The organism is Klebsiella sp. 64, assembly GCF_018223915.1.
Lineage (GTDB): Bacteria > Pseudomonadota > Gammaproteobacteria > Enterobacterales > Enterobacteriaceae > Klebsiella > Klebsiella pneumoniae.
The window spans coordinates 25,742-48,104 of record NZ_JAGRQZ010000008.1 but is presented as its reverse complement, the minus strand read 5'-3'; the positions used below and the strand labels follow the sequence as shown (position 1 = coordinate 48,104).

The following is a 22,363-nucleotide window of genomic DNA, read 5'->3' as shown; positions in this document are numbered from 1 at the left end:
GTGATGATGTCGAGCGAGAAAACCAACAATTCCAGGCGTGATTTCCTGGTGAAATCGATGGCGCTGATCCCGACGGTGGTGATCGGCGGCGCGGGAGCAGGGGCTATTGGCGTGGCCACCAGCGCGACCGCGCAGGCGGCCCCCGCTTCAGAGCCAGCCTCCGGGAACACCGCGGCGGCCAGCGACTGGAAGCCGCAGTTCTTCAACGATCGTGAGTGGGCGTTTATCAACGCCGCCGTCGCTCGCTTAATCCCGGCGGATGAACTCGGTCCCGGCGCCAAAGAGGCCGGCGTGCCGGAGTTTATCGACCGCCAGCTCAATACCCCTTACGCCACCGGCTCCATCTGGTATATGCAGGGGCCCTTCAATCCCGACGTGCCGAAAGAGATGGGTTATCAGCTGCCGTTGGTGCCCAAACAGATCTATAACCTCGGGATCGCCGACGCCGAGGCGTGGTGTCAGGACAAATATCATAAAACCTTCGCTGAACTGAGCAGCGAGCAGCAGGACGAGGCGCTCGGCCTGTGGGAATCGGGTAAAGCCGAGTTCAAACAGCTGCCGGCCTCACTGTTCTTCACCTATCTGCTGCAAAACACCCGCGAAGGGTTCTTCAGCGACCCGATCCATGGCGGCAATAAAGGCATGGTCGGCTGGACGCTGATTAATTTTCCCGGCGCGCGCGCCGACTTTATGGACTGGGTTGAACGGGGCGAACGCTACCCCTTCCCGCCGGTATCAATTAATGGGGAGAGGGCGTAATCATGGCCACCGTATTGAAAAAAACCGATGTCGCGATCGTCGGCTTCGGCTGGGTTGGGGCGATCATGGCCAAAGAGCTGACCGAAGCGGGGCTCAACGTCGTCGCGCTGGAGCGCGGCCCGATGCGCGACACCTGGCCGGACGGCGCCTATCCGCAGGTGATTGATGAGCTGACCTACAACATCCGCCGCAAGCTGTTCCAGGATCTGTCGAAAAGCACCGTCACCATCCGGCATAACACCAGCCAGCAGGCGGTGCCCTATCGCCAGCTGGCGGCCTTCCTGCCGGGTACCGGCGTGGGCGGCGCCGGGCTGCACTGGTCCGGCGTCCATTTCCGCGTCGATCCCATTGAGCTGCGGATGCGCAGCCACTATGAAGAACGCTACGGCAAAAACTTCATCCCCCAGGATATGATCATCCAGGATTTCGGCGTCACCTACGACGAGCTGGAACCGTTCTTCGATAAAGCGGAAAAAGTATTCGGTACCTCCGGGACCGCCTGGTCGATCAAAGGCAAGGTCGTCGGCAAAGGCCGCGGCGGCAACGCCTTCGCCCCGGACCGCTCGGACGACTTCCCGCTGCCGGCGCAGAAAAACACCTGGTCGGCGCAACTGTTTGAAAAAGCGGCGCTGGAAGTGGGGTATCACCCCTATAACCTGCCGTCGGCCAACACCTCCGACTCCTATACCAACCCCTACGGCGCGCAGATGGGCCCGTGCAACTTCTGCGGTTTCTGCAGCGGCTACGCCTGCTACATGTACTCTAAAGCCTCGCCGAACGTGAACATTCTGCCGGCGCTGCGCCAGGAAAAACGCTTTGAGCTGCGGACCAACGCCAACGTGCTGAAGGTCAACCTGACCGACGACAAATCCCGCGCCACCGGCGTGACCTACGTCGACGGCCAGGGGCGCGAAATGGAACAGCCGGCGGACCTGGTGATTATCGGCGCCTTCCAGTTCCACAACGTGCACCTGATGCTGCTCTCCGGGATCGGCAAACCGTACAATCCGGAGACCGGCGAAGGGGTGGTGGGGCGTAACTTCGCCTACCAGAACATGACCACCATCAAGGCCATTTTCGACAAAGACACCTATACCAACCCGTTTATCGGCGCGGGCGGCAACGGCGTCGGGGTCGACGACTTCAACGCCGACAACTTCGACCACGGCGCGGCGGGCTTTGTCGGCGGTTCGCCATTCTGGGTCAACCAGGCCGGGACCAAGCCCATCTCCGGTTTCCCGGTACCGCCGGGCACCCCGGCGTGGGGCAGCAAGTGGAAAGCGGCGGTGGCCGATACCTACACCCATCACCTGTCGATGGATGCCCACGGCGCGCACCAGTCCTATCGGCAGAACTACCTCGATCTTGATCCGAACTACAAAAACGTCTTCGGCCAGCCGCTGCTGCGCATGACCTTCGACTGGCAGGAAAACGACATCAAGATGGCGCAGTTTATGTTCGATAAGATGGCGCCGATCGCCAAAGCGATGAAGCCGAAATATATCCTCGGCAGCCCAAAAAACGCCAACAGCCACTTTGATACCACCACCTACCAGACCACCCATATGAACGGTGGGGCGGTGATGGGGGAAGATCCGAAAACCAGCGCCGTTAACCGTTATCTGCAAAGCTGGGACGTGCATAACGTCTTCGTCATCGGCGCCTCCGCGTTCCCGCAGGGGCTGGGCTACAACCCAACCGGCACGGTGGCCGCGCTGGCCTACTGGTCAGCGAAGGCGATCCGTGAGCAGTATCTGAAAAATCCGGGTCCCCTGGTGCAGGCATAAAGGAAGGCAGATGATGAAAATGCAATGGTTATCGGCCCTGGTGCTTGGGGCATTGAGCTGCGCGGCCTTCGCCGAAGAGGCGCCTGCGGACAGCAATCTGATTAAGCAGGGGGAGTATCTGGCGCGGGCGGGGGACTGTGTCGCCTGCCACACCAACGGCAAAGCAGGGAAACCTTTCGCCGGCGGTTTGCCGATGGAGACGCCGATCGGCACCATCTACTCCACCAATATCACGCCGGATAAAGAACACGGCATCGGCGGGTACACCTTCGAAGAGTTCGACGACGCGGTGCGCAAGGGCGTGCGGAAAGACGGTTCCACGCTCTATCCGGCGATGCCGTATCCCTCGTTCGCGCGGATCAGCGAAGCGGACATGCGCGCCATGTACGCCTACTTTATGCACGGCGTGGAGCCGGTGAATGTCGCCAACAAGGACACTGACATCCCATGGCCGCTTTCGATGCGCTGGCCGCTGGCGTTCTGGCGCGGCATCTTCGCCCCGACGCCGAGCGACTTTGTCGCCAACCCGCAGGTTGACCCGGTGCTGGAGCGCGGCCGCTATCTGGTGGAAGGCCTGGGCCACTGCGGCGCCTGTCATACCCCGCGTAGCCTGACGATGCAGGAAAAAGCGCTCAGCGAAAGCGAAGGCGATGATTACCTGGCGGGCAGCAATGCGCCGATTGACGGCTGGGTCGCCTCCAGCCTGCGCGGCGAAAACCGCGACGGTCTGGGGACCTGGAGCGAAGCCGAGCTGGCCGAGTTCCTCAAAACCGGACGCAACGATAAATCGGTGGTCTTCGGCGGCATGAGCGATGTGGTGGAGCACAGTCTGCAGTATCTCTCTGATGACGACATCACCGCCATCGCCCGCTACCTGAAGTCGCTCCCGCCGCGCGGCGGCAAACAGACCCCAGCCCCGGTGGAAGACAGCGTGGCGAAAGATCTGTGGAAGGGTAACGACAGCAAAACCGGCGCCGCGCTGTATGTCGATAACTGCGCCGCCTGCCACCGCACCGACGGCGTAGGCTATAAGCGCGCCTTCCCGTCGCTGAAGGGCAATCCGGTGGTCCAGACCGAAGATGCCACTTCGCTTATCCACATCGTTCTGACCGGGAGCACCACGCCGGCGGTGAAAGATGCAGTCTCCAACCTGACCATGCCGTCGTTCGGCTGGCGCCTGGACGACCAGCAGGTGGCGGATGTGGTCAATTTCATCCGCACCAGCTGGGGCAACAACGCGCCGGCGGTCAGCGCCAGCGATGTGGCGAAGGTGCGTAAGGAGACCGCGGCGCATGATGAGAAGGCGTTAGGCAACGCCGATATCTCGAAGCTGCCGGGGGCCGGACAGTAACCGTCAGGGTTGCGTCGCCCGCGCGGCGCACCCCATACTTAGCGACGACGTAAAATACTGTCTGAATCAAGGAGTTTGCCTTCATGCTGCATGCAGAGCGACTGACCTGCATCGTTGACGATCGACCGCTGTTTGCGGCGCTGACGCTGTCCCTCGCTGCCGGCGAGCTGCTGCAGGTCGCCGGTGATAACGGCGCGGGGAAAACCTCGCTGCTGCGGATCCTCTGCGGCCTGGCGCGCCCGGAAAGCGGGGTGGTGAGTTGGCAGGGCCAGCCGCTGGCGAAGGTCCGGGAGTCATTTCACCGTCAGCTGCTGTGGCTGGGCCATAAACCCGGCGTTAACGCGGCGCTGACCGCCGATGAAAACCTGCGTTTCTTCTTTCCGGCCAGCCGCCTTCAGCAGCGGGAAAGCGCCCTCGCTGCCGTCGGCCTGGCGGGCTATGAAGATCTCCCCTTGAGCCAGCTCTCCGCCGGGCAGCAGCGTCGGGTGGCGCTTACCCGCCTGTGGTTAACCGACGCGCCGCTGTGGATCCTCGATGAGCCGTTCACCGCCCTCGACGCCACGGCGATGGAAACCCTGACCCGTCGCCTAGAGCAGCACGCCCGGCAGGGGGGATGCGCCATCCTCACCACCCACCAGCCGCTGCGGCCGCTGGGCTGTCCGTTGCGCACCCTGCGCCTCGGCGGCGAGGCTGGAGGCGGGCAATGATGCGTGCGCTGTTGGCCCGGGAACTGCGCCTGGCGTGGCGCAGCGGGGCGGAGATCCTCAATCCGCTCTGGTTCTTTCTGATCGTCATCACCCTGTTTCCGTTCGGCGTAGGCGCCGCGCCGCAGCTGCTGGCGCAGATTGCGCCGGGCGTGGTGTGGGTCGCCGCGCTGCTGGCGGCGCTGCTGGTGATGGATCGGTTGTTTCGCGACGACTGGCAGGACGGTTCCCTGGAGCAACTGATGCTCCTGCCGACGCCACTGGTGGCGGTGGTGCTGGTGAAGGTGGTTGCCCACTGGATGATGAGCGGCCTGCCGCTGCTGATCGTCTCGCCGCTGGCGGCGCTGCTGCTGGGGATGAGTCTGCATGACGCCGGTGTGCTGGCGCTGACCTTGCTGCTCGGCACCCCGACGCTCAGTTTTCTCGGCGCGGTGGGGGTTGGCCTGACGGTCGGCCTGAAGCGCGGCGGCGTCCTGCTGAGCCTGCTGGTGCTGCCGCTGGCGGTGCCGTTGCTGATTTTCGCCACCGCGGCCTGCCAGGCGGCGGCCGCCGGGCTCCCGGTCGGCGGCTATCTGGCGATGCTGGCGGCGTTCTTAACCGCCAGCGCCACCCTGTGTCCGTTCGCCACCGCCGCTGCGCTGCGGCTGACCGTACGATAACTCGCTGCGCCTGCGGGCGCGGCCATCATAACCGTGTGAGTAAGCGTCTATGTGGAAAGCGTTACATCAACTGGCGATCCCCGAGCGGCTGTACCGCCTGTGCGGATGCTGGATCCCTTGGCTGGCGGCGTTGAGCGCGCTGTTGCTGGTCATCGGCCTGGGGTGGGGCTTTGGCTTCGCCCCCGCGGACTATCAGCAGGGGGAAAGCTACCGGATCATGTACCTTCACGTCCCGGCGGCGATGTGGTCGATGGGGCTGTACCTGGCGATGGCCGTCGCGGCCTTCGTCGGGGTGGTCTGGCAGATCAAAATGGCCGATCTGGCGATCGCCGCCCTGGCGCCGGTGGGGGCGGTCTGCACCCTGGTGGCGCTGGTCAGCGGCGCGGCATGGGGCAAGCCGATGTGGGGGACCTGGTGGATCTGGGACGCCCGCCTGACCTCAGAGCTGGTGCTGCTGTTTCTGTATGCCGGGGTCATCGCCCTGTGGCACGCCTTTGACGACCGGCGGCTGGCCGGGCGCGCGGCCGGGATCCTCGTGCTGGTCGGGGTGGTCAATCTGCCCATCATTCATTACTCGGTCTACTGGTGGAACACCCTGCACCAGAGCTCGACCAACCTGCAGCAAACCATCGACCCAAGCATGCGTCTGCCGCTGCGGATCTGCATCTTTGCCTTCCTCACGCTGTCGGTCACCCTGACCCTGATGCGCCTGCGTAACCTGATCCTGCAGCTGGAGCGCCGTCGACCGTGGGTGGTGGCGCTGGTGAATAAAGGAGCCGCCCGATGAGCCCCGCCTTTTCGTCTTTCGCCGCCTTCCTGAATATGGGCGGCTATGCCGTGTACGTCTGGCTGGCGGTGGCCGTGACCGTCGCCGCCTTTGGCCTGCTGATGGTGCACACTCTGTGGGCGCGGCGGGCGCTGTTCCATGAGGTACGACGCCAGCAGGCGCGCGAGCGGCGGATCGCTGCCGCCCGCGAACATGACAAGGAGGCCGCGGATGCAAGCGCGTCGTAAAATCCGGCTGTATATCGTGCTGGCGGTGCTCGCCGGCCTCGGGCTAACCGTCAGCCTGACGCTGTACGCCCTGAGCAGCAATATCGATCTGTTCTACACCCCGGGGGAAATTATCTACGGTAAAACGGAAACCCGGGCGCTACCCCATACCGGGCAGCGCCTGCGGGTGGGGGGCTACGTTCAGCCGGGCTCCCTGCAGCGCGACCCGCAAACTCTCGATGTGCGCTTTAAGCTGTATGACGCCCGCGGGGTGGTGGACGTCAGCTATAAGGGCATTTTGCCGGACCTGTTTCGTGAAGGGCAGGGCGTGGTGGCCCAGGGCGTGCTGGACGGCGAGCGGCATATTACCGCCCAGCAGGTGCTGGCCAAACATGATGAAAATTACACGCCGCCGGAGGTGAAAAACGCCATGACGCCGGAGAAAACGGGGGCGCAGCCATGATGCCGGAGCTGGGCAACTTTTTATTGTGTCTGGCGGCGGGGCTGGCGCTGCTCCTGAGCGTCTATCCCCTGTGGGGCGCGGCGCGGCAGGATCGGCGGCTGATGGCCCTGGCGCGGCCGCTGGCCTGTGGGCTATTCGCCTGTATCGGCGGCGCCTTCCTGCTGCTGGTGCACGCCTTTGTGGTCAATGACTTTACCGTCCGCTACGTGGCGGAAAACTCCAACAGCGCGCTGCCGGTGTGGTATCGGGTGGCGGCAACCTGGGGGGCGCACGAGGGCTCACTGCTGCTGTGGGTTCTGCTGCTCAGCGTCTGGACCTTTGCCGTCGCCATCTTCAGCCGCCGGATGCCGCTCGACGCCGTCGCCCGGGTGCTGGCGGTGATGGGGATGATCGCCTTTGGTTTCCTGCTGTTTATCCTCTTCACCTCCAATCCGTTCAGCCGCGGCCTGCCGCAGTACCCCATTGATGGCCGCGACCTCAATCCGCTGCTGCAGGATATCGGCATGATTTTCCATCCGCCGATCCTCTATATGGGTTACGTCGGCTTCTCGGTGGCTTTCGCCTTCGCCATCGCCTCGCTGCTGGCGGGCCGGCTGGATACTGCCTGGGCGCGCTGGTCGCGTCCCTGGACCCAGGCGGCATGGATGTTCCTCACTCTCGGCATCGTGCTGGGCTCGGCGTGGGCATACTACGAACTGGGCTGGGGCGGCTGGTGGTTCTGGGACCCGGTGGAAAACGCCTCGTTTATGCCGTGGCTGGTGGGAACCGCGCTGCTGCACTCCCTGGCGGTGACCGAAAAGCGGGGCAGCTTCCGCGCCTGGACGGTGCTGCTGGCCATCGCCGCCTTCTCCCTGTGCCTGCTGGGCACCTTCCTGGTGCGCTCCGGGGTGCTGGTTTCGGTGCATGCCTTCGCCTCGGATCCGTCGCGCGGGCTGTTTATTCTGGTACTGCTGATTGTCGCCATCGGCGGATCGCTGCTGCTGTACGCCCTGAAGGGCGGCCGGGTGCGGGCGCGGGTGGAACATACGCTTTGGTCGCGCGAGACGTTCCTGCTTGGCAACAATATCTTGCTGATGGCCGCGATGCTGGTGGTGCTCCTCGGAACGCTGCTGCCGCTGGTGCATAAAGAGCTGGGCCTCGGCAGCATCTCCATCGGCGAGCCGTTCTTTAACACCATGTTCACCGCCCTGATGGCGCCGTTTGCGCTGCTGCTGGGGCTGGGGCCGCTGATCCGCTGGCGGCGCGATGACGTCGTCAGGCAGATTAAGCGCCTGATTATCGCTCTGCTGGTGACGTTGTCACTTTCTCTGGCGCTGCCGTGGCTGCTGCAGGACCGTATCACCGCCATGGCGGTCATTGGCCTGATGATGGCCCTGTGGGTGCTGATCTTCGCCCTGATGGAGGTTCACGAACGGGCCACCCACCGCCACGGCTTCTGGCGCGGCCTGCGCACTCTGACCCGCAGCCAGTGGGGGATGGTGCTCGGTCACGTTGGCGTGGCGGTGACCGTTATCGGCATCACCTTCAGCCAGAACTACAGCGTGGAGCGCGATGTACGGATGCGCCCCGGCGACAGCATCGATATCCACCGCTATCACTTTGTGTTTAACGGCGTGCGCAATATCGTCGGCCCCAACTGGACCGGCGGCGAAGGCATTATCGCCGTGACCCGCAACGGCCGCCCGGAAGCGACGCTGTATGCTGAGAAGCGCTTTTACACCGCCAGCCGGATGATGATGACCGAGGCGGCGATCAGCGGCGGGCTGACCCGCGATCTGTACGCCGCGCTAGGGGAAGAGCTGAGCGACGGCAGCTGGGCGGTGCGTCTGTACTATAAACCGTTCGTTCGCTGGATCTGGTACGGCGGGGTGCTGATGGCCCTCGGCGGTCTGTGCTGCATGCTCGATCCGCGCTACCGGATGCGTAAGAAGCTGCAGGAGGCCTCATGAACCGGAAGCTATTGTTTATCCCGCTGGTGCTGTTTCTGGCGTCGGCCGCCGCGCTGTTCTGGCAGCTGATGCGCAACGCCGATGGCGATGACCCGACGACCCTCGAGTCGGCGCTGATTGGCAAACCGCTGCCGGAATTTCGCCTTGAAGCGCTGAATACCCCCGGTCAGACGCTGGACCGACGGACGCTGATTGACGGCAAGCCGCTGCTGCTCAACGTCTGGGCCACCTGGTGTCCAACCTGTCGCGCCGAGCATCAGTTTCTCAACGGCCTGGCGCAGCAGGGCGTGCGGGTGGTGGGGATGAACTACAAAGACGATCGCCAGAAGGCGATGAGCTGGCTGCAGCGCCTGGGTAATCCCTACAGGCTGAGCCTCTACGACGGCAACGGCATGCTTGGCCTGGATCTCGGGGTCTATGGCGCGCCGGAGACGTTTCTCATCGACGGTCAGGGCATTATCCGCTGGCGGCACGCCGGCGACCTGAACGAACGGGTGTGGCGCGAGGAGCTCCAGCCGCTGTGGGATCAATACAACCGGAGGGCGGTTTGATGAGAGGGGTAATGGTCATCCTGCTGGCGCTGATGCTGACCGGCCAGGCGTGGGCCGCCATCGATACCTGGCAGTTTAAGGATGAGGCCCAGGAGCAGGCCTTCCGCGAGATCACCTCCCAACTACGCTGCCCTAAATGCCAGAACAACAGCATCGCCGACTCAAACGCGATGATTGCCGCTGATATGCGGCAGAAGGTGTACGAGCTGATGCAGCAGGGTAAAACGAAAGGGCAGATCGTTGACTATATGGTGGCCCGCTACGGTCATTTTGTCAGCTATGAGCCGCCGCTGACCGCGGGCACGGTGCTGCTGTGGCTGGGACCGGGGTTATTCGTGCTGGCGGGCGCGGGAGTGATTATCGCCCGCGCCCGCCGTCGCGACATTCCTGACGCGGCGCTCACCGCCGAAGAGCGCCAGCGGCTGGCGGCATTATTGAAAGAAGGAAAAGAACGATGAGCCTGTTGGTAGTTATCGCCGGGCTGTTGCTGGCTGGCGCGCTGGGGCTGCTGTACTTCCCGTGGTCGGGCAAAGGGGCGGTAGACCGCGATGCCCTCAACCGCGCCCTGTACCAGTCGCGCCTGCAGGAGCTGGTGCAGGAGCGCGGCGAGGACAACCCGGCGCTGGTCGTCGAACTGCAGCGCACCCTGCTGACGGATATTCCGCCCCAGGCACAGTCTGGCGAACGGCCGTTACGCCGCTGGGCGCTGCTTCCGGGCGCGCTGCTGCTGGTGGTCCTGAGTCTGGGCCTGTATCTGAAAACCAGCGATATTGGTCAGGTGCTGCTCTGGCAGCAGGCTGAACGACATTATCCTGCACTGTTGCAGCAGGTTAAGGACCCGACGGCGGCGCCGCTGCGAATGGATGAACTGGCGGAGCTGCGGCTTGGCCTGCGCAGCCACCTGCAGGATACGCCGAACGACCTCGCCGGCTGGCAGCTGCTTGGGCGGCTGGGCCTGTTGTTAAACGATGGCGAGACGGCGATCGGCGCCTTTGGCCGGGCGCATGCTCTGGCGGCGGACGACCCGGCGGCGGCTTTCGATTACGCCAGCGCGCTGGTGCGGGCGGGAGATAGCGGCCAGGTTCGGATGGGCGAGCTGCTGCTGCGCGACCTGCATCAGCGGCAGCCGAACAGCCTGCCGGTGCTGGAGATGCTGGCCCTGAGCGCGGTGCGCAATGAAGATTACCCCGAGGCCGTGGCGGCCCTGCAGGCGTTACTGGCCCGGCTGCCGGAAGGGGATGCGCGGCGCGCGGCGATTGTCCGCCAGCTGGCGCAGGCGCAACAGCAGGCGCAATAACTGCCCGGCGGCGCTGAACGTGGGGTCTGCCGCGAGGGCGGTACGGTCAGCCCTGGTTTTGTAGGCCGGGTCAGGCGCAGCCGCCACCCGGCAAAAAATCGGCTCCGTGCCCGCTGTCCTTGCCCGGCGGCGCTACGCTTGCGCGGGCCTACGAAGGGCGCGAATAGAGCGCCAAATCGCGGGTAGCCTTTGTAGGCCGGGTAAGCGAAGCGCCACCCGGCAACATGTTGGGCTCGGAGCCTGATTTCTTGCCGGAGACGGTTATCGGTTTTCCTGGTTCTCAGCCCGGGAAAGCGTTTCTCACGCGTGACTTCAGCGTACTCTGTGCTCCCGCTTCGTGGTGCTATGGAATTCTATATGTTCTGAAAAGGATTTATCCATGAGTGTCCTCTTTCCACTCAGGCTGGCTCCAGGAGATGTTATTGGTGTAACCGCTCCCTCTTCTGGCGTACCTGAACATCTGCATCCCAGACTGGAACTCGCCATAAAAAACCTAAAGAAAAGAGGTTACCAGGTCCGCGAAGGACGCTGCTTACGCTCGCAGCACAAAAATAAAAGCGCCACTAAATTTTCTCGCGTTGAAGAATTAATGTCTTATCTTACTGACCCAGATATAAAAGCTGTTATGCCACCTTGGGGCGGTGATCTGGCGATGGAATTACTTGATTTGATTGATTTTGATCTGTTGTCCCGGTCTAAACCAAAATGGTTTGTGGGCTTTTCAGATCTTAGTACACTTCATTTCCCACTGATGACGATATCGGGCTGGGCTACTTTGCATGGACCGAACCTCATGGATCTTGGCGCTCAAAAGTTAGATGCCACCACTCAGGCCGTATGGGAAATTCTGGAATCGAATCGGGGAACTGTAATCAAACAGTACTCTTCAACAGCATTTCAAGCGGATGAAAATTAATGGGGAACAGCGTCAGACGGAGGTTTCAATCTGACCCAAAAAACACAGTGGAAACGCCTTGATGGTGTTACATCTTCTCTGACATTTAGCGGGAAACTGATCGGCGGCTGCCTCGAAATAATATCCAGGTTAGCAGGTACACCATTCGGGAATGTGCCCTTGTTCAAGGCGAGCAATAGCCCTCAAGGAATAATCCTCTATTTTGAAAATGTGGAAATGGCTCCCTGTGAATTAACACGCGCATTATTTAGCTTACGATTACAGGGTTGGTTTGATAACTTAAATGGTGTTCTTATCGGCAGAAGTGCTGCACCCGACGTAAGCGACCCGACTAAACATAATTATCTGGATGCCCTTAAAGCCGCTTTTGAGAATATTGCCGTGCCCGTACTGTATGATGTTGATATTGGTCACATGCCTCCTCAAATATCCCTGGTAAATGGAGCCGATGCGACGGTATTTTTCGCTGAAAATGGTAGCTGGGTAACTCAGCAGTTGTAGATAAGGCAGTATTAATAATAAAGGCGGGCCTTGCTGTTCTTTTGCACTGAAGATCCGCTCTTCGTTCAGAGCGGATCTTCAGTGCAGTTAACTTTTCCGATTCGTGCAAGGCGCGGACAATGGTCCGGATTAATTTCTGTTAATAAAGAAGCAAGTCGGTCCATATACTCTCCATAATTTGCAAAAAATAAATCAACAAACCTCTGTCAGAATTTCCTTTCTGAACCGGAGGCGTTATGAACAAAATAAACTATCAAATTAAATACATTGAATATTTGTTGAGAAAATGCAGAACAATTTTGACTAATGACATTTCATTTCATGCAGACAGGTTAAGAGAAATATCTGGCACATATCCGGATTTACTTAACCCTGTAACGCTTAATGAGAAAATCTGCCATCGCATTTTATTTATCCACAACCCATTTTATACAATGCTTGCTGATAAACTTCTGGTCAGGGAGTATGTTGAGAAACGGACTAATTTAATCAAGCTTATTCCTTTAGTAGGTGTTTATAACAGAGTTGATGATATTGATTTCGACAAACTTCCCTCAAAATTTGTTTTGAAATGCAATCATGATAGTGGTAGCGCGGTCATATGCACGGATAAAACGAATATTGATCCCGCTAAGGTTAAAAGCAAATTAAAACTATCTCTTAAAAAGAATATGTATTATACGACCCGAGAATGGCAGTATAAAAACATACCACCCGTGATCCTATGCGAAATGTATCTGGATCTATTTTCCAGTAAACACCGGAATATAACTCCGGAAATGATAAGAATACATTGCTTTCACGGTGTGGCATGTTTTATCGAGGCCGACTTTACTGACAGCGATGGAAACGAATTCATTAACGTTTATGACAGAGCGTGGAATTTACAACCCTTTCAGATGGAATACCCAAACACGCCATTGCCGGTTGATGAACCAGAATCATTTCATAAATCCGTTATTGCCGCCCAGGACTTAGCAAAAGAAATAGACTACTGCCGCGTCGATCTTATGCTAAAAGGAGATGATATCTATTTCAGCGAAATAACATTAAGTCCCAAAAGAGGCAAACTTAAAATCACCCCATCAATTTGGGACGCAAAACTCGGCAGTATGTGGGATCTGTCTCTTGCTAAAACAGGTTCGATCGAGCCTGTGTATTCATGCCCTTAAACAGGCCATGAGAGTTTGAAAAGTGAGCCATTTTCTGGTGTTAAACTATAGCTAACGTCTCCGCCGTGGGCGCACATAATGGCTTTAACTACCGACAACCCTAAACCACAGCCCTCTGGATTAATATTTTTGGCGTATTCTCCTCGTTGAAAAGGCTGGAATAAGGACTTCTGGAGTTCTTCAGGAATTCCAGGTCCTTGGTCCTGAACGATAATAAAATTATCGTTTCCTGCAATACCATTCTTTATTAACAGCGTTTGTGATGTGGAATATTTTAAGGCATTGTCAAAAAGAACGGTGAGGCACTGAATAATGCGTAAGGGATCGCAAACGCAATACTGCTGGTTAATCTCAGTGACAATTTTGAAATGCTTTTTATCAAAGTCCGGCCAAAAGGTATCAAGCGCATTTGAAATCGTGGCCTTGAGATCGACTTCACTCAGCATCAAGGAGTACCCAGCGCCTCCTGACGAACTCACGACGCGGAGATCCTCAATTAAGTTGGTCAGACCTTCAGTTTGTTTAAGAAGGTTCCTGAATAACGACGGTTCTGGTTCGAAAACGCCATCAACCAGTCCCTGAAGCCTCCCACGTAAGATAGTCACCGGCGTCCGGAGTTCATGAGCAATTGCAGCATTCCATAAATTTCGCTGCGCATCCAGCGTCTGTAACTTTTCAGCCATCTCATTAAAGTCATTGACGAGCCTATTCATCTCTCCCAACTTAGAACTGCTGTTAAATGCTCTGGCACTAAGGTTTCCCTGAGAGATTTGTTTCAGGCTGTATGCGACGTCATTCAGTGGGTTGAATATTCTTGCAGACAGCTTTACGGTAAAGAAAAGTGCAACGACCAGACTGGTAACGGACGCCATCAGAATCCACATCCAGTCAAGGAATGTCATAGCATCTTCACTGCCTTCGTTCATTCCACCCGGCAGGTAATAAATCAGGAAACTATAAAATAAGTAGGAACCGAGTATTGCAATGGCAATAATAACAAACGTTAACAACAACATATATGTCAAAATCTGACGGCTCAGAATCGTTTCTTTGTTCATTTTTTGTCACCCAACCGGTAGCCTAATCCTCGGATGCTTTCCGGAATGCCCTTCAATCCGGCATGTTCAAGCTTTTTCCGAAGTTTACTCATATGACTGTCTACAGTACGATCCAGCGAGTCTCCCTCAGGTAAACACGCATCGAGTAACTCTTCACGTGAACAGACTTTTCTCGGGTTTCTCGCCAGATAGGTTAAAAGCTTAAACTCAGTGGTGGTTAATACTGGCGTGGAAACCTCACCTTGTGCAGTGATTTCAACGTAAAACTCATCAGGATAAATCGTTAAAAAAGGCGTTCTTAAAGGCCGTGAATGTGTAGACTCTGCAACCGGTCTGGTTCTGCGAAGCACAGCTTCAACCCGGGCAATAACCTCAGATGGATTGAAGGGTTTTATCACATAGTCGTCAGCCCCGAGCCGTAGCCCCATCAGTTTATCAACGTCTTGATCCAGTGCTGTCACCATGATGACCGGTACATTCGTTTCCTTTCTTAACGTGGTGAGAACATTCCAGCCATCGTACACGGGCAGGTGGATGTCCAATAGCAGGAGATCAGGCTTGTTCAGACGGGTAAGATTGATTGCCTGCTCACCGTCTTCGGCTCTTAAGGTTTTCATACCTGCCTTACGTAAATAGCCTGTCAGTATGGCAGCGATGTCATCATCGTCTTCTGCGACGATAATCAGATTGTTGTTGTTCATATTTTCTTCCACAGTGCTGATGACAACATGCATTTTACCCTGAAAGCACTTTTATCGTCATGCTTAAAGCTCTTTAACTCAATTACAAACATTAATTTTCAATTTGATGTCTTTTGACAGGTACTTTTTGGAAAAGTTCATCAAGAAATTTTCTTAAAATTTTACCAGACTCACTCTCCATATTCACTACACATTTTATAAATAATTAATCAACATCGCTAAGTGATAATCTACAACCAGGTTAAGTGGTGCATGCAATATGTACTTTGTCTAAGGAGTTTTATGGTGCTGACTAAATGTTTTTTCCGGCGCGAGAATTTGATGGCCTCACTTTTATTTTGCATCGTTTCATATGGGTTGCTATCTACCTGGCTTTACCTTGTGCATTCAATTAATGAAAAAGTAGAATCAACATTACCCTCATCTTTACTGATTCGTGTTTTGATAATCATTACAGCATTATCATTTATTATTCAGAAAAAACCTGGAGTTTTTAAAAACTTCATTGCAATAACATTCGGTCTGGTTTTAGTGTTTATACACACCATCATTGTATTACATCTGCTTTTGAATACTTTTCCAGATATCTATGATTTTGTTTTTTATTATGAATTTTTTTTAATGGTTTTCTTTTGCGGACTACCTTTATGTTTATGTATAAGAATGGTTTGATATTATGCAATGTCAATATGATACATAACCTCAGGAGTGAGTACACATATCCTCCATAAAACATCCATTCACGATTGACATCATCACGTTACACTTAGCACATGGATTTATGACTGCTCTGTTCTGCTGTCTCGTTTCACTTAGCTGACATAATAAACCAACTGCAGAACCCTTTACACACAGATGTTTAATATAATTTATCATGATTTATAAAGGCAACGACAAACCTATGGCCCCCGGGGTTGCTATCTCACTTAAGAGACTTGCCTGGCGGCACAGAAAGAAATTGTGCATTACTTTCATGCTGGTTATTGCTGAAAACGTTGCATTCCTGCTCTACCCCGTTCTGGCGGGCATGGCGATAAATGCCATCCTGGGCGGACAGACGTCACATGCGGCCCTTTATGGCCTGATGGTTCTGTTCATGTGGTGCATGGGAGCCACCAGACGTAGTGTCGATACGCGAACGTTTGCACGTATCTACGCAAGTCTTGCTGTGACTGTAGTATTATCCCAGCGAAAATATTCACTTAATCACTCGACTATTGCTGCGAGAGTCACTCTGTCGCGTGAATTTGTAGATTTCTTCGAGTTGCACCTTCCCGTATTGATCACCTCGATCATTTCCCTTTTCGGCGCAGCAATTATGCTGTTATGGATTGAATTCTGGACAGGTATAGCCTGTTTGATCATCGTGGCAATACTGATGTGTTTTGTCTCAAGCTATGCCAGCAAAAATGAGACATTCTACAGACGGCTGAATAATCGCCTTGAGAAAGAGGTCGATTATGTTAATAAGGCGTCTTTTGGTGCTCTTAAGCGACATTATGACACACTTGCTCGTCTGCGCGTGGTGTTATCCGACAGAGAGGCATGGGGATATTTATCAATAGGCCTTCTGGTTTCTGCTCTCTTTTCCATGACCATTATCAGGATGAGCATGGAATCCGGAATTAATGCCGGACATATTTATTCCGTCATGACCTATATGTGGATGTTTGCAACAAGCCTTGATGACGCACCACAACTTCTTGAGAAATTTTCCCAGCTCAGGGATATCGGTAAACGGGTTTCGACTGACGATGAGACCTCTTTATCAGGAAAACCATGCTGAACTTTTACCCTTTGTATGTTGACTGGAAGTACACCTGATGCCGCACTTTTTCATTGAGCGCCCCATCTTCGCATGGGTTATTGCCCTGTTTATTGTTCTGACGGGACTGTTGTCCATACCTCGTTTACCGGTTGCGCAATACCCTGAAGTTGCGCCACCCGGTATTATCATTTCAGTGAGTTACCCTGGAGCTAGCCCGGAAGTGATGAACACATCCGTCGTGTCTCTGATCGAGCGTGAAATTTCGAGTGTTGACAATTTACTCTATTTTGAATCTTCCAGTGACACGACAGGGATGGCGTCAATTACGGTAACTTTCAAACCCGGTACCGACATCAAACTCGCCCAGATGGATCTGCAAAACCAAATTAAAATTGTGGAATCTCGCCTGCCGCAGTCGGTAAGACAGAATGGGATAAATGTTGAGGCAGCTAATTCCGGTTTTTTAATGATGGTGGGGTTAAAATCGCCAAGCGGAGCCTATCAGGAAGCTGACTTAAGCGATTATTTTGCAAGGAATGTTACTGATGAACTCCGTCGCGTACCTGGTGTAGGTAAAGTCCAGCTTTTTGGCGGAGAAAAGGCACTCCGCATATGGCTGGACCCGATGAAATTACACAGCTATGGGCTCTCTGTTACGGATGTATTAAGCGCCATCAGTCAACAAAACGTGATTGTTTCACCGGGCAGAACCGGAGATGAACCCGCGACGAGCAGTCAAGAGGTGACCTATCCAATAACGGTAAAAGGGCAGCTCTCTTCGGTTGAAGAATTTCGCAATATCACGATTAAATCACAGGTCTCAGCCGCCCGGGTGACACTGGCAGACGTTGCCCGCGTGGAATCCGGGTTGCAAAGTTACGCATTTGGCATCCGTGAAAATGGCGTGCCTGCAACGGCTGCCGCCATTCAGTTGTCTCCTGGCGCAAATGCGATTAGTACTGCGTCGGGTATCCGCGCGCGGTTAACAGAACTGTCCGGTGTGCTTCCCGAGGGAATGACATTCACCGTGCCTTTCGATACGGCTCCATTTGTAAAGCTATCGATATTGAAGGTAGTTGAGACATTTGTTGAAGCCATGGTTCTGGTCTTTTTCGTGATGCTGCTTTTCCTTCACAAGATACGCTGTACGCTTATTCCTGCGATTGTGGCACCCGTGGCGCTGCTCGGCACATTTACCGTAATGCTATTAAGCGGTTATTCCATCAATATTTTAACCATGTTTGGAATGATACTGGCCATCGGGATTATTGTTGACGATGCTATTGTTGTGGTGGAGAACGTCGAACGACTGATGGAAGACAAAAAAATGTCTCCACAGGATGCAACGCGAGAAGCGATGCGTGAAATTACGCCGGCAATCATTGGTATTACGCTGGTGCTCACTGCGGTGTTTATACCAATGGCCTTTGCCAGCGGTTCTGTGGGTATTATTTATCGGCAGTTCAGCATTTCGATGGCGATATCCATTTTACTGTCGGCATTCCTGGCGCTGACGTTAACGCCTGCGCTTTGTGCAACCCTGCTCAAACCACATGGTATTCATCAGGGTAAAAGCAGCGCATTTTCAGCGTGGTTTAACGCTCACTTTCATCGCCTGACTTCGTTTTACGCCACTGGTCTGGGATTTGTACTGAAGCGTACTGGCCGTATGATGATGATCTATGCTGCATTATGTTTGGCATTGTTTGCCGGGCTGTCCACCTTACCATCATCATTTTTACCCGATGAAGATCAGGGTTATTTTATGTCCTCAATCCAGCTTCCTTCTGATGCCACGATGCAGCGGACGCTTAAGGTCGTCGATACATTTGAAGAGGAGATCGCCCACCGGCAGGCGGTAGAAAGTAACATTATGATCCTGGGATTTGGTTTCTCAGGATCAGGCCAAAATTCGGCCATGGCATTCACCACCCTCAAGGACTGGAAACAACGCAAAGGAACCACGGCACAGGAAGAAGCTGACCATATTCAGTCCCAAATGGCAAACGTGCCTGACGCCGTAACGATGAGTCTGCTGCCTCCGGCCATTTCTGATATGGGAACCTCATCCGGGTTCACTTATTATTTACAGGACAGAGGGGGGAAAGGCTATCAGGCACTCAAAAAGGCGGCCGATGAACTTATTGTACAGGCAAATCATAATCCTCACCTTGCCGATGTCTATATTGATGGACTTGGTGAGGGAACAAGCCTTTCCCTGCATATCGACAGGGAAAAAGCGGAGGCCATGGGGGTGTCGTTTGATGAAATAAATCAAACCATTTCCGTTGCAGCAGGTTCCAATTATGTTAATGACTATACCAATAATGGTCGGGTTCAGCAGGTTATCGTCCAGGCTGACGCGCCATACCGGATGCAGCCCGAACAACTTTTGGCTTTGTTTGTCAAAAACCGTCTGGGGCAGATGCTTCCGTTATCCACTTTTGTAACGCTTTCGTGGAATGTTGCACCGCAGCAACTGATACGCTATCAGGGATATCCTGCCATACGCATAACCGGCAGTGCCGCACAGGGAAAATCATCAGGTACCGCAATGGCGGCAATGGACGATCTGGCTAAGCACTTACCACCGGGGTTCGCCGGGGAGTGGGCGGGAAGTTCGTTACAGGAAAAAGAGTCTGCATCACAGCTTCCGGGTCTTATTGTGCTCTCGGTACTGGTGGTATTCATGGTGCTGGCTGCTCTATACGAAAGCTGGTCAGTTCCCTTCGCGGTCATGCTCGTTGTTCCTCTGGGGCTGCTCGGCGCTGTGCTGGCCGTATCCGTTACGAATATGACGAATGACGTTTTTTTCAAAGTGGGTCTGATAACCCTGATTGGACTTTCCGCCAAAAATGCGATTCTGATTATCGAGTTCGCGAGACAATTGATGAAAGAAGGAAAGAGTCTTATTGACGCGACATTGACGGCTGCAAAGCTACGCTTACGGCCAATTCTGATGACTTCTCTGGCTTTCACATTAGGTGTTGTTCCACTGATGCTTGCCAGTGGAGCCAGCGACAGCACGCAGCATGCGATTGGTACCGGTGTATTCGGCGGGATGATTAGCGGAACGCTACTGGCCATTTTCTTTGTTCCGGTATTTTTCGTGACGATCACACGATTTACTGGCATGAGAAAAGACAGACCGGGGAATAGCCGGAACGGCTAATCTATGCCCTGTGTTCCGGCCAGTTTAAAGCAGACTTCTTGCTGAACTGGCTGGCATTACATTATCAAGGACATTATGAACATCATTACCACGCAAAGGTTAATCATTCGCCATTTTAAGGAAGAGGATGCGGCAGCACTTTTCGATTACCTCTCTTCACCACGTGCTCCTTGCTTTAAGGATGAAAAGTTACATTCACTCGATGAGGCAGAGGTCGACGTGGCTAAACGAGCCTCTGACACAGCACAGTTTGCCGTTTGTCTAAAAGAAACCGATACGTTAATCGGACATCTTTTTGCGGACAATAGCAACGAACCAGACAGCAATACCTGGTCAGTAGGCTGGCATTTTAATCAACGTTACGAACATCAGGGATACGCAAGCGAGTCAGTTGCTGCACTGTTTGATTATTTATTTAAAGTAAAAGATGCCAGACGTTTGTATGCCTGGGTAGAAGTTTACAACCTGGCCTCTCAAAAACTCTGTGAACGTTTGCATATGCGACGTGAAGGTTGTTTTAAAGAGTTTGTCTCCTTTGAAAACGAGGAGGGTAAGGCAAGGTATGACGACACATACATCTATGCGTTACTGCATAAAGAATGGACGAAGTAGAGGACGAAGAAAAATGTCCGCTCCTCGCTCATGGCGGACCTTTGGCTCAGTTAACAGTTCGCGCCGTGCCAGAAGCGGATCTCGCTTACTGCCAGGTATCAGTATTTACGGGAAGCAGATCAGCCAGGCTAGGGATATCTATTATTGAGTATTGAACTGAAATCGTATGTCTTGGATTTAAAATCGTTTGCGGGTGGGATATAGGCATTGAGCTTTTTACTGATGCTTGATACTCTCAGAGCACAAGCAGCGACCCAACACCATACTATAAAAGCCACAATAACGACGTATAGAGATTTCAAAATCTCTATACCATCACTCTGTGAAGAACCTCTGTATATCTCAGCACCGATATATAATAGCAACGATATTAACACAAAAGGTATTATCCACTTATGGAATTTATGAGGGTATATATTCCCGTTAGTAATTGTGTACATGCCCTGATAACGCAAGACTGCCTTCAAGGACGGAATCAATGACTGTGCATAATCGGAACTCAAGCATATGATTTTATAAGATAAATGCCAATCTCTATGCAGTCCGAACGACTGTAGGCGGAACTGCTGTTCCGCCTTTGCTAACGGATCGGAGATGGGTACAGAAGAGGTTCTAAGCCATTCGACTGCTTTTATCTGCTCGGAGGATGAGCGTGAAAAAAAGTCTCTGCGATGAAACTGAATATACTTTTTTGTAATCGCTCCAATGATAGTAAGAATGACTGCGGAACCCACTTGGTTACTAAATAGATCCTTTATTATCGATATCATAGCTTTTCTCCTGCTTATCTAATTTCTAAAAGAGATAATATTTTATTTTTTAAAAGCTAAAAAATTTGGTTCCTCAATTTTATAGCAACTACAGTTCCTTTCAAAAGATCTCAGTCTAAAGACTACTACTTTCTCCGGCAGCAACTCCATTACCTGTGGTTTAACACGTAGCATAAAGTCATCAATGGAGCTATCCCGTTCCCGAACTTCCGCTCCTCGCTCAAATCAGACCTTCATCCCAGTCAGATTGCCCACGTCGTGTCGAAGCGTAAGTGAGAACGCCAGAAGCCCTCAAATATCGATGCTTCGTTTCTCCGGGATGCTTACACTTACACCCAAACCAAAAAAAGCCCCTGCGCGAAAGCAGGGGCAAGCCATGTCAGAGCTTTTTTTTATTAGTTAAACACCATGCCGCCGTCGATCAGCAATGACTGACCGGTCATATAATCAGAATCCGGGCTGGCAAGATAGGAGACGCAGGCGGCGACATCTTCCGGCTCGGACAGGCGGCCGAGGGTGATGCGTTTGGCGAACTCGGCGGTACCGTAGCCCAGCGGTTTACCGGCGGCTTCGGACACCTGGCGGTCAATTTCGGCCCACATCGGCGTTTTGACAATCCCCGGGCAGTAGCCGTTGACCGTGATGCCCAGCGGCGCGAGGTCGCGAGCGGCGGTCTGGGTTAAGCCGCGTACCGCGAATTTACTCGAGCTATATACCGCCAGCTCCGGGTTGCCGACGTGGCCGGCCTGGGAACAGGCGTTGATGATTTTCCCGCCGTGACCCTCTTTCTTAAAGGCCTCGACCGCTGCCTGGATGCCCCAGATCACCCCTTTAACGTTGATATTGTAGACTTTATCGACAATCTCCGGGGTAATGGACTCGATCGGCGTGGATGGCGCCACGCCGGCGTTGTTGACGATGACGTCGAAGCCGCCCAGCGTTTTGCGCGCCTGTTCGACGGCGGCAAATACCTGGTCGCGGTCGGAGACATCCACTTTCACCGCCATGGCGCGGCCGCCGGCCTGGTTGATTTCGGAGGCGACCGCTTTGGCGGTGGCGTCGTTATAATCGGCAATGGCCACGGCAAATCCATCCTTCACCAGACGAAGGGCGATAGCTTTACCAATCCCCTGGCCGGCGCCGGTAACAAGTGCGACTTTTTTCATTTTCCTTTCCTTAT

The 22,363-nt window shown here is 54.4% G+C and carries 21 protein-coding genes and 1 pseudogene; 18 read left to right on the top strand and 4 right to left on the bottom strand.

Features of this window, described 5'->3' with window-relative positions; all coding sequences use genetic code 11:
• Positions 1-3: 3 nt before the first annotated feature.
• The 14 genes and pseudogenes from KHQ23_RS07945 (at position 4) to KHQ23_RS07880 (ending at position 13,102) form a co-directional block, all read left to right on the top strand.
• Positions 4-759 (top strand): gluconate 2-dehydrogenase subunit 3 family protein, encoded by a 756-nt coding sequence (locus KHQ23_RS07945; protein WP_004175724.1) that lies wholly within the window; start codon positions 4-6, stop codon positions 757-759.
• 2 nt (positions 760-761) lie between these two features.
• Positions 762-2,546 (top strand): GMC family oxidoreductase, encoded by a 1,785-nt coding sequence (locus KHQ23_RS07940; protein WP_002908285.1) that lies wholly within the window; start codon positions 762-764, stop codon positions 2,544-2,546.
• A 10-nt stretch (positions 2,547-2,556) separates the two neighbouring features.
• Entirely contained in the window at positions 2,557-3,897 is a 1,341-nt protein-coding gene (locus tag KHQ23_RS07935; protein WP_004184337.1) for a cytochrome c, read from the top strand.
• Between the two features lie 83 nt (positions 3,898-3,980).
• Positions 3,981-4,604 (top strand): cytochrome c biogenesis heme-transporting ATPase CcmA, encoded by a 624-nt coding sequence (gene ccmA, locus KHQ23_RS07930; protein ID WP_004898745.1) that lies wholly within the window; start codon positions 3,981-3,983, stop codon positions 4,602-4,604.
• The gene (gene ccmB / locus KHQ23_RS07925) at positions 4,601-5,260 is read left to right on the top strand and encodes a heme exporter protein CcmB (protein WP_004151166.1); all 660 of its coding nucleotides are present in this window, start codon (positions 4,601-4,603) and stop codon (positions 5,258-5,260) included. Before ccmA ends, ccmB begins: the two co-directional genes overlap by 4 nt.
• Before the next feature lie 49 nt (positions 5,261-5,309).
• Entirely contained in the window at positions 5,310-6,047 is a 738-nt protein-coding gene (locus KHQ23_RS07920) for a heme ABC transporter permease (protein ID WP_016531818.1), read from the top strand.
• Positions 6,044-6,274 (top strand): heme exporter protein CcmD, encoded by a 231-nt coding sequence (gene ccmD, locus KHQ23_RS07915; protein ID WP_032421437.1) that lies wholly within the window; start codon positions 6,044-6,046, stop codon positions 6,272-6,274. The genes KHQ23_RS07920 and ccmD overlap by 4 nt, the downstream gene beginning before the upstream one ends.
• A complete protein-coding gene (gene ccmE / locus KHQ23_RS07910) occupies positions 6,258-6,716 on the top strand; it encodes a cytochrome c maturation protein CcmE (protein ID WP_021312418.1) in 459 nt (152 codons plus the stop codon). The genes ccmD and ccmE overlap by 17 nt, the downstream gene beginning before the upstream one ends.
• Positions 6,713-8,665, top strand: coding sequence for a heme lyase CcmF/NrfE family subunit (locus KHQ23_RS07905; protein ID WP_032432488.1), 1,953 nt, complete (start codon positions 6,713-6,715; stop codon positions 8,663-8,665). Before ccmE ends, KHQ23_RS07905 begins: the two co-directional genes overlap by 4 nt.
• Positions 8,662-9,216 carry a DsbE family thiol:disulfide interchange protein gene (locus tag KHQ23_RS07900; protein ID WP_032434681.1) on the top strand — a complete coding sequence of 185 codons (555 nt, stop codon included), beginning with the start codon at positions 8,662-8,664 and terminating at the stop codon, positions 9,214-9,216. The genes KHQ23_RS07905 and KHQ23_RS07900 overlap by 4 nt, the downstream gene beginning before the upstream one ends.
• Positions 9,217-9,227: 11 nt before the next feature.
• Entirely contained in the window at positions 9,228-9,674 is a 447-nt protein-coding gene (locus tag KHQ23_RS07895; RefSeq protein ID WP_072196948.1) for a cytochrome c-type biogenesis protein, read from the top strand.
• On the top strand, positions 9,671-10,513 hold the full coding sequence (ccmI, locus tag KHQ23_RS07890) for a c-type cytochrome biogenesis protein CcmI (protein ID WP_032434679.1): 843 nt from the start codon (positions 9,671-9,673) through the stop codon (positions 10,511-10,513). Before KHQ23_RS07895 ends, ccmI begins: the two co-directional genes overlap by 4 nt.
• Positions 10,514-10,892: 379 nt before the next feature.
• Positions 10,893-11,930: pseudogene (locus tag KHQ23_RS07885) on the top strand (S66 peptidase family protein).
• A 236-nt stretch (positions 11,931-12,166) separates the two neighbouring features.
• The gene (locus tag KHQ23_RS07880) at positions 12,167-13,102 is read left to right on the top strand and encodes an ATP-grasp fold amidoligase family protein (RefSeq protein ID WP_021469713.1); all 936 of its coding nucleotides are present in this window, start codon (positions 12,167-12,169) and stop codon (positions 13,100-13,102) included.
• On the opposite strand, the gene ccrB is transcribed toward KHQ23_RS07880, so the two are convergent.
• Both ccrB and KHQ23_RS07870 read right to left on the bottom strand, forming a co-directional pair.
• Positions 13,099-14,160, bottom strand: a complete 1,062-nt coding sequence (gene ccrB, locus KHQ23_RS07875; RefSeq protein WP_032434677.1) for a HAMP domain-containing histidine kinase CrrB — start codon at positions 14,158-14,160, stop codon at positions 13,099-13,101. The genes KHQ23_RS07880 and ccrB overlap by 4 nt on opposite strands.
• Positions 14,157-14,861 carry a response regulator gene (locus KHQ23_RS07870; RefSeq protein ID WP_004151175.1) on the bottom strand — a complete coding sequence of 235 codons (705 nt, stop codon included), beginning with the start codon at positions 14,859-14,861 and terminating at the stop codon, positions 14,157-14,159. Before KHQ23_RS07870 ends, ccrB begins: the two co-directional genes overlap by 4 nt.
• 282 nt (positions 14,862-15,143) lie before the next feature.
• On the opposite strand from KHQ23_RS07870, the gene KHQ23_RS07865 reads away from it, so the two are divergent.
• The 4 genes from KHQ23_RS07865 to KHQ23_RS07850 all read left to right on the top strand — a co-directional run bounded on the left by KHQ23_RS07865 (position 15,144) and on the right by KHQ23_RS07850 (position 20,413).
• Positions 15,144-15,533: a transporter gene (locus KHQ23_RS07865; protein WP_004219658.1), complete on the top strand. Its 390-nt coding sequence runs from the start codon at positions 15,144-15,146 to the stop codon at positions 15,531-15,533.
• A 229-nt stretch (positions 15,534-15,762) separates the two neighbouring features.
• The gene (locus KHQ23_RS07860) at positions 15,763-16,647 is read left to right on the top strand and encodes an ABC transporter six-transmembrane domain-containing protein (protein WP_073553348.1); all 885 of its coding nucleotides are present in this window, start codon (positions 15,763-15,765) and stop codon (positions 16,645-16,647) included.
• 37 nt (positions 16,648-16,684) lie between these two features.
• The gene (gene kexD, locus KHQ23_RS07855) at positions 16,685-19,801 is read left to right on the top strand and encodes a multidrug efflux RND transporter permease subunit KexD (RefSeq protein ID WP_038990921.1); all 3,117 of its coding nucleotides are present in this window, start codon (positions 16,685-16,687) and stop codon (positions 19,799-19,801) included.
• A gap of 75 nt (positions 19,802-19,876) precedes the next feature.
• Entirely contained in the window at positions 19,877-20,413 is a 537-nt protein-coding gene (locus KHQ23_RS07850) for a GNAT family N-acetyltransferase (RefSeq protein ID WP_032434675.1), read from the top strand.
• 128 nt (positions 20,414-20,541) lie between these two features.
• On the opposite strand, the gene KHQ23_RS26290 is transcribed toward KHQ23_RS07850, so the two are convergent.
• Both KHQ23_RS26290 and KHQ23_RS07845 read right to left on the bottom strand, forming a co-directional pair.
• The gene (locus tag KHQ23_RS26290; RefSeq protein ID WP_004145379.1) at positions 20,542-21,183 is read right to left on the bottom strand and encodes a hypothetical protein; all 642 of its coding nucleotides are present in this window, start codon (positions 21,181-21,183) and stop codon (positions 20,542-20,544) included.
• 395 nt (positions 21,184-21,578) lie between these two features.
• Positions 21,579-22,349, bottom strand: coding sequence for a (S)-acetoin forming diacetyl reductase (locus KHQ23_RS07845; RefSeq protein ID WP_004151179.1), 771 nt, complete (start codon positions 22,347-22,349; stop codon positions 21,579-21,581).
• Positions 22,350-22,363 lie beyond the last annotated feature (14 nt).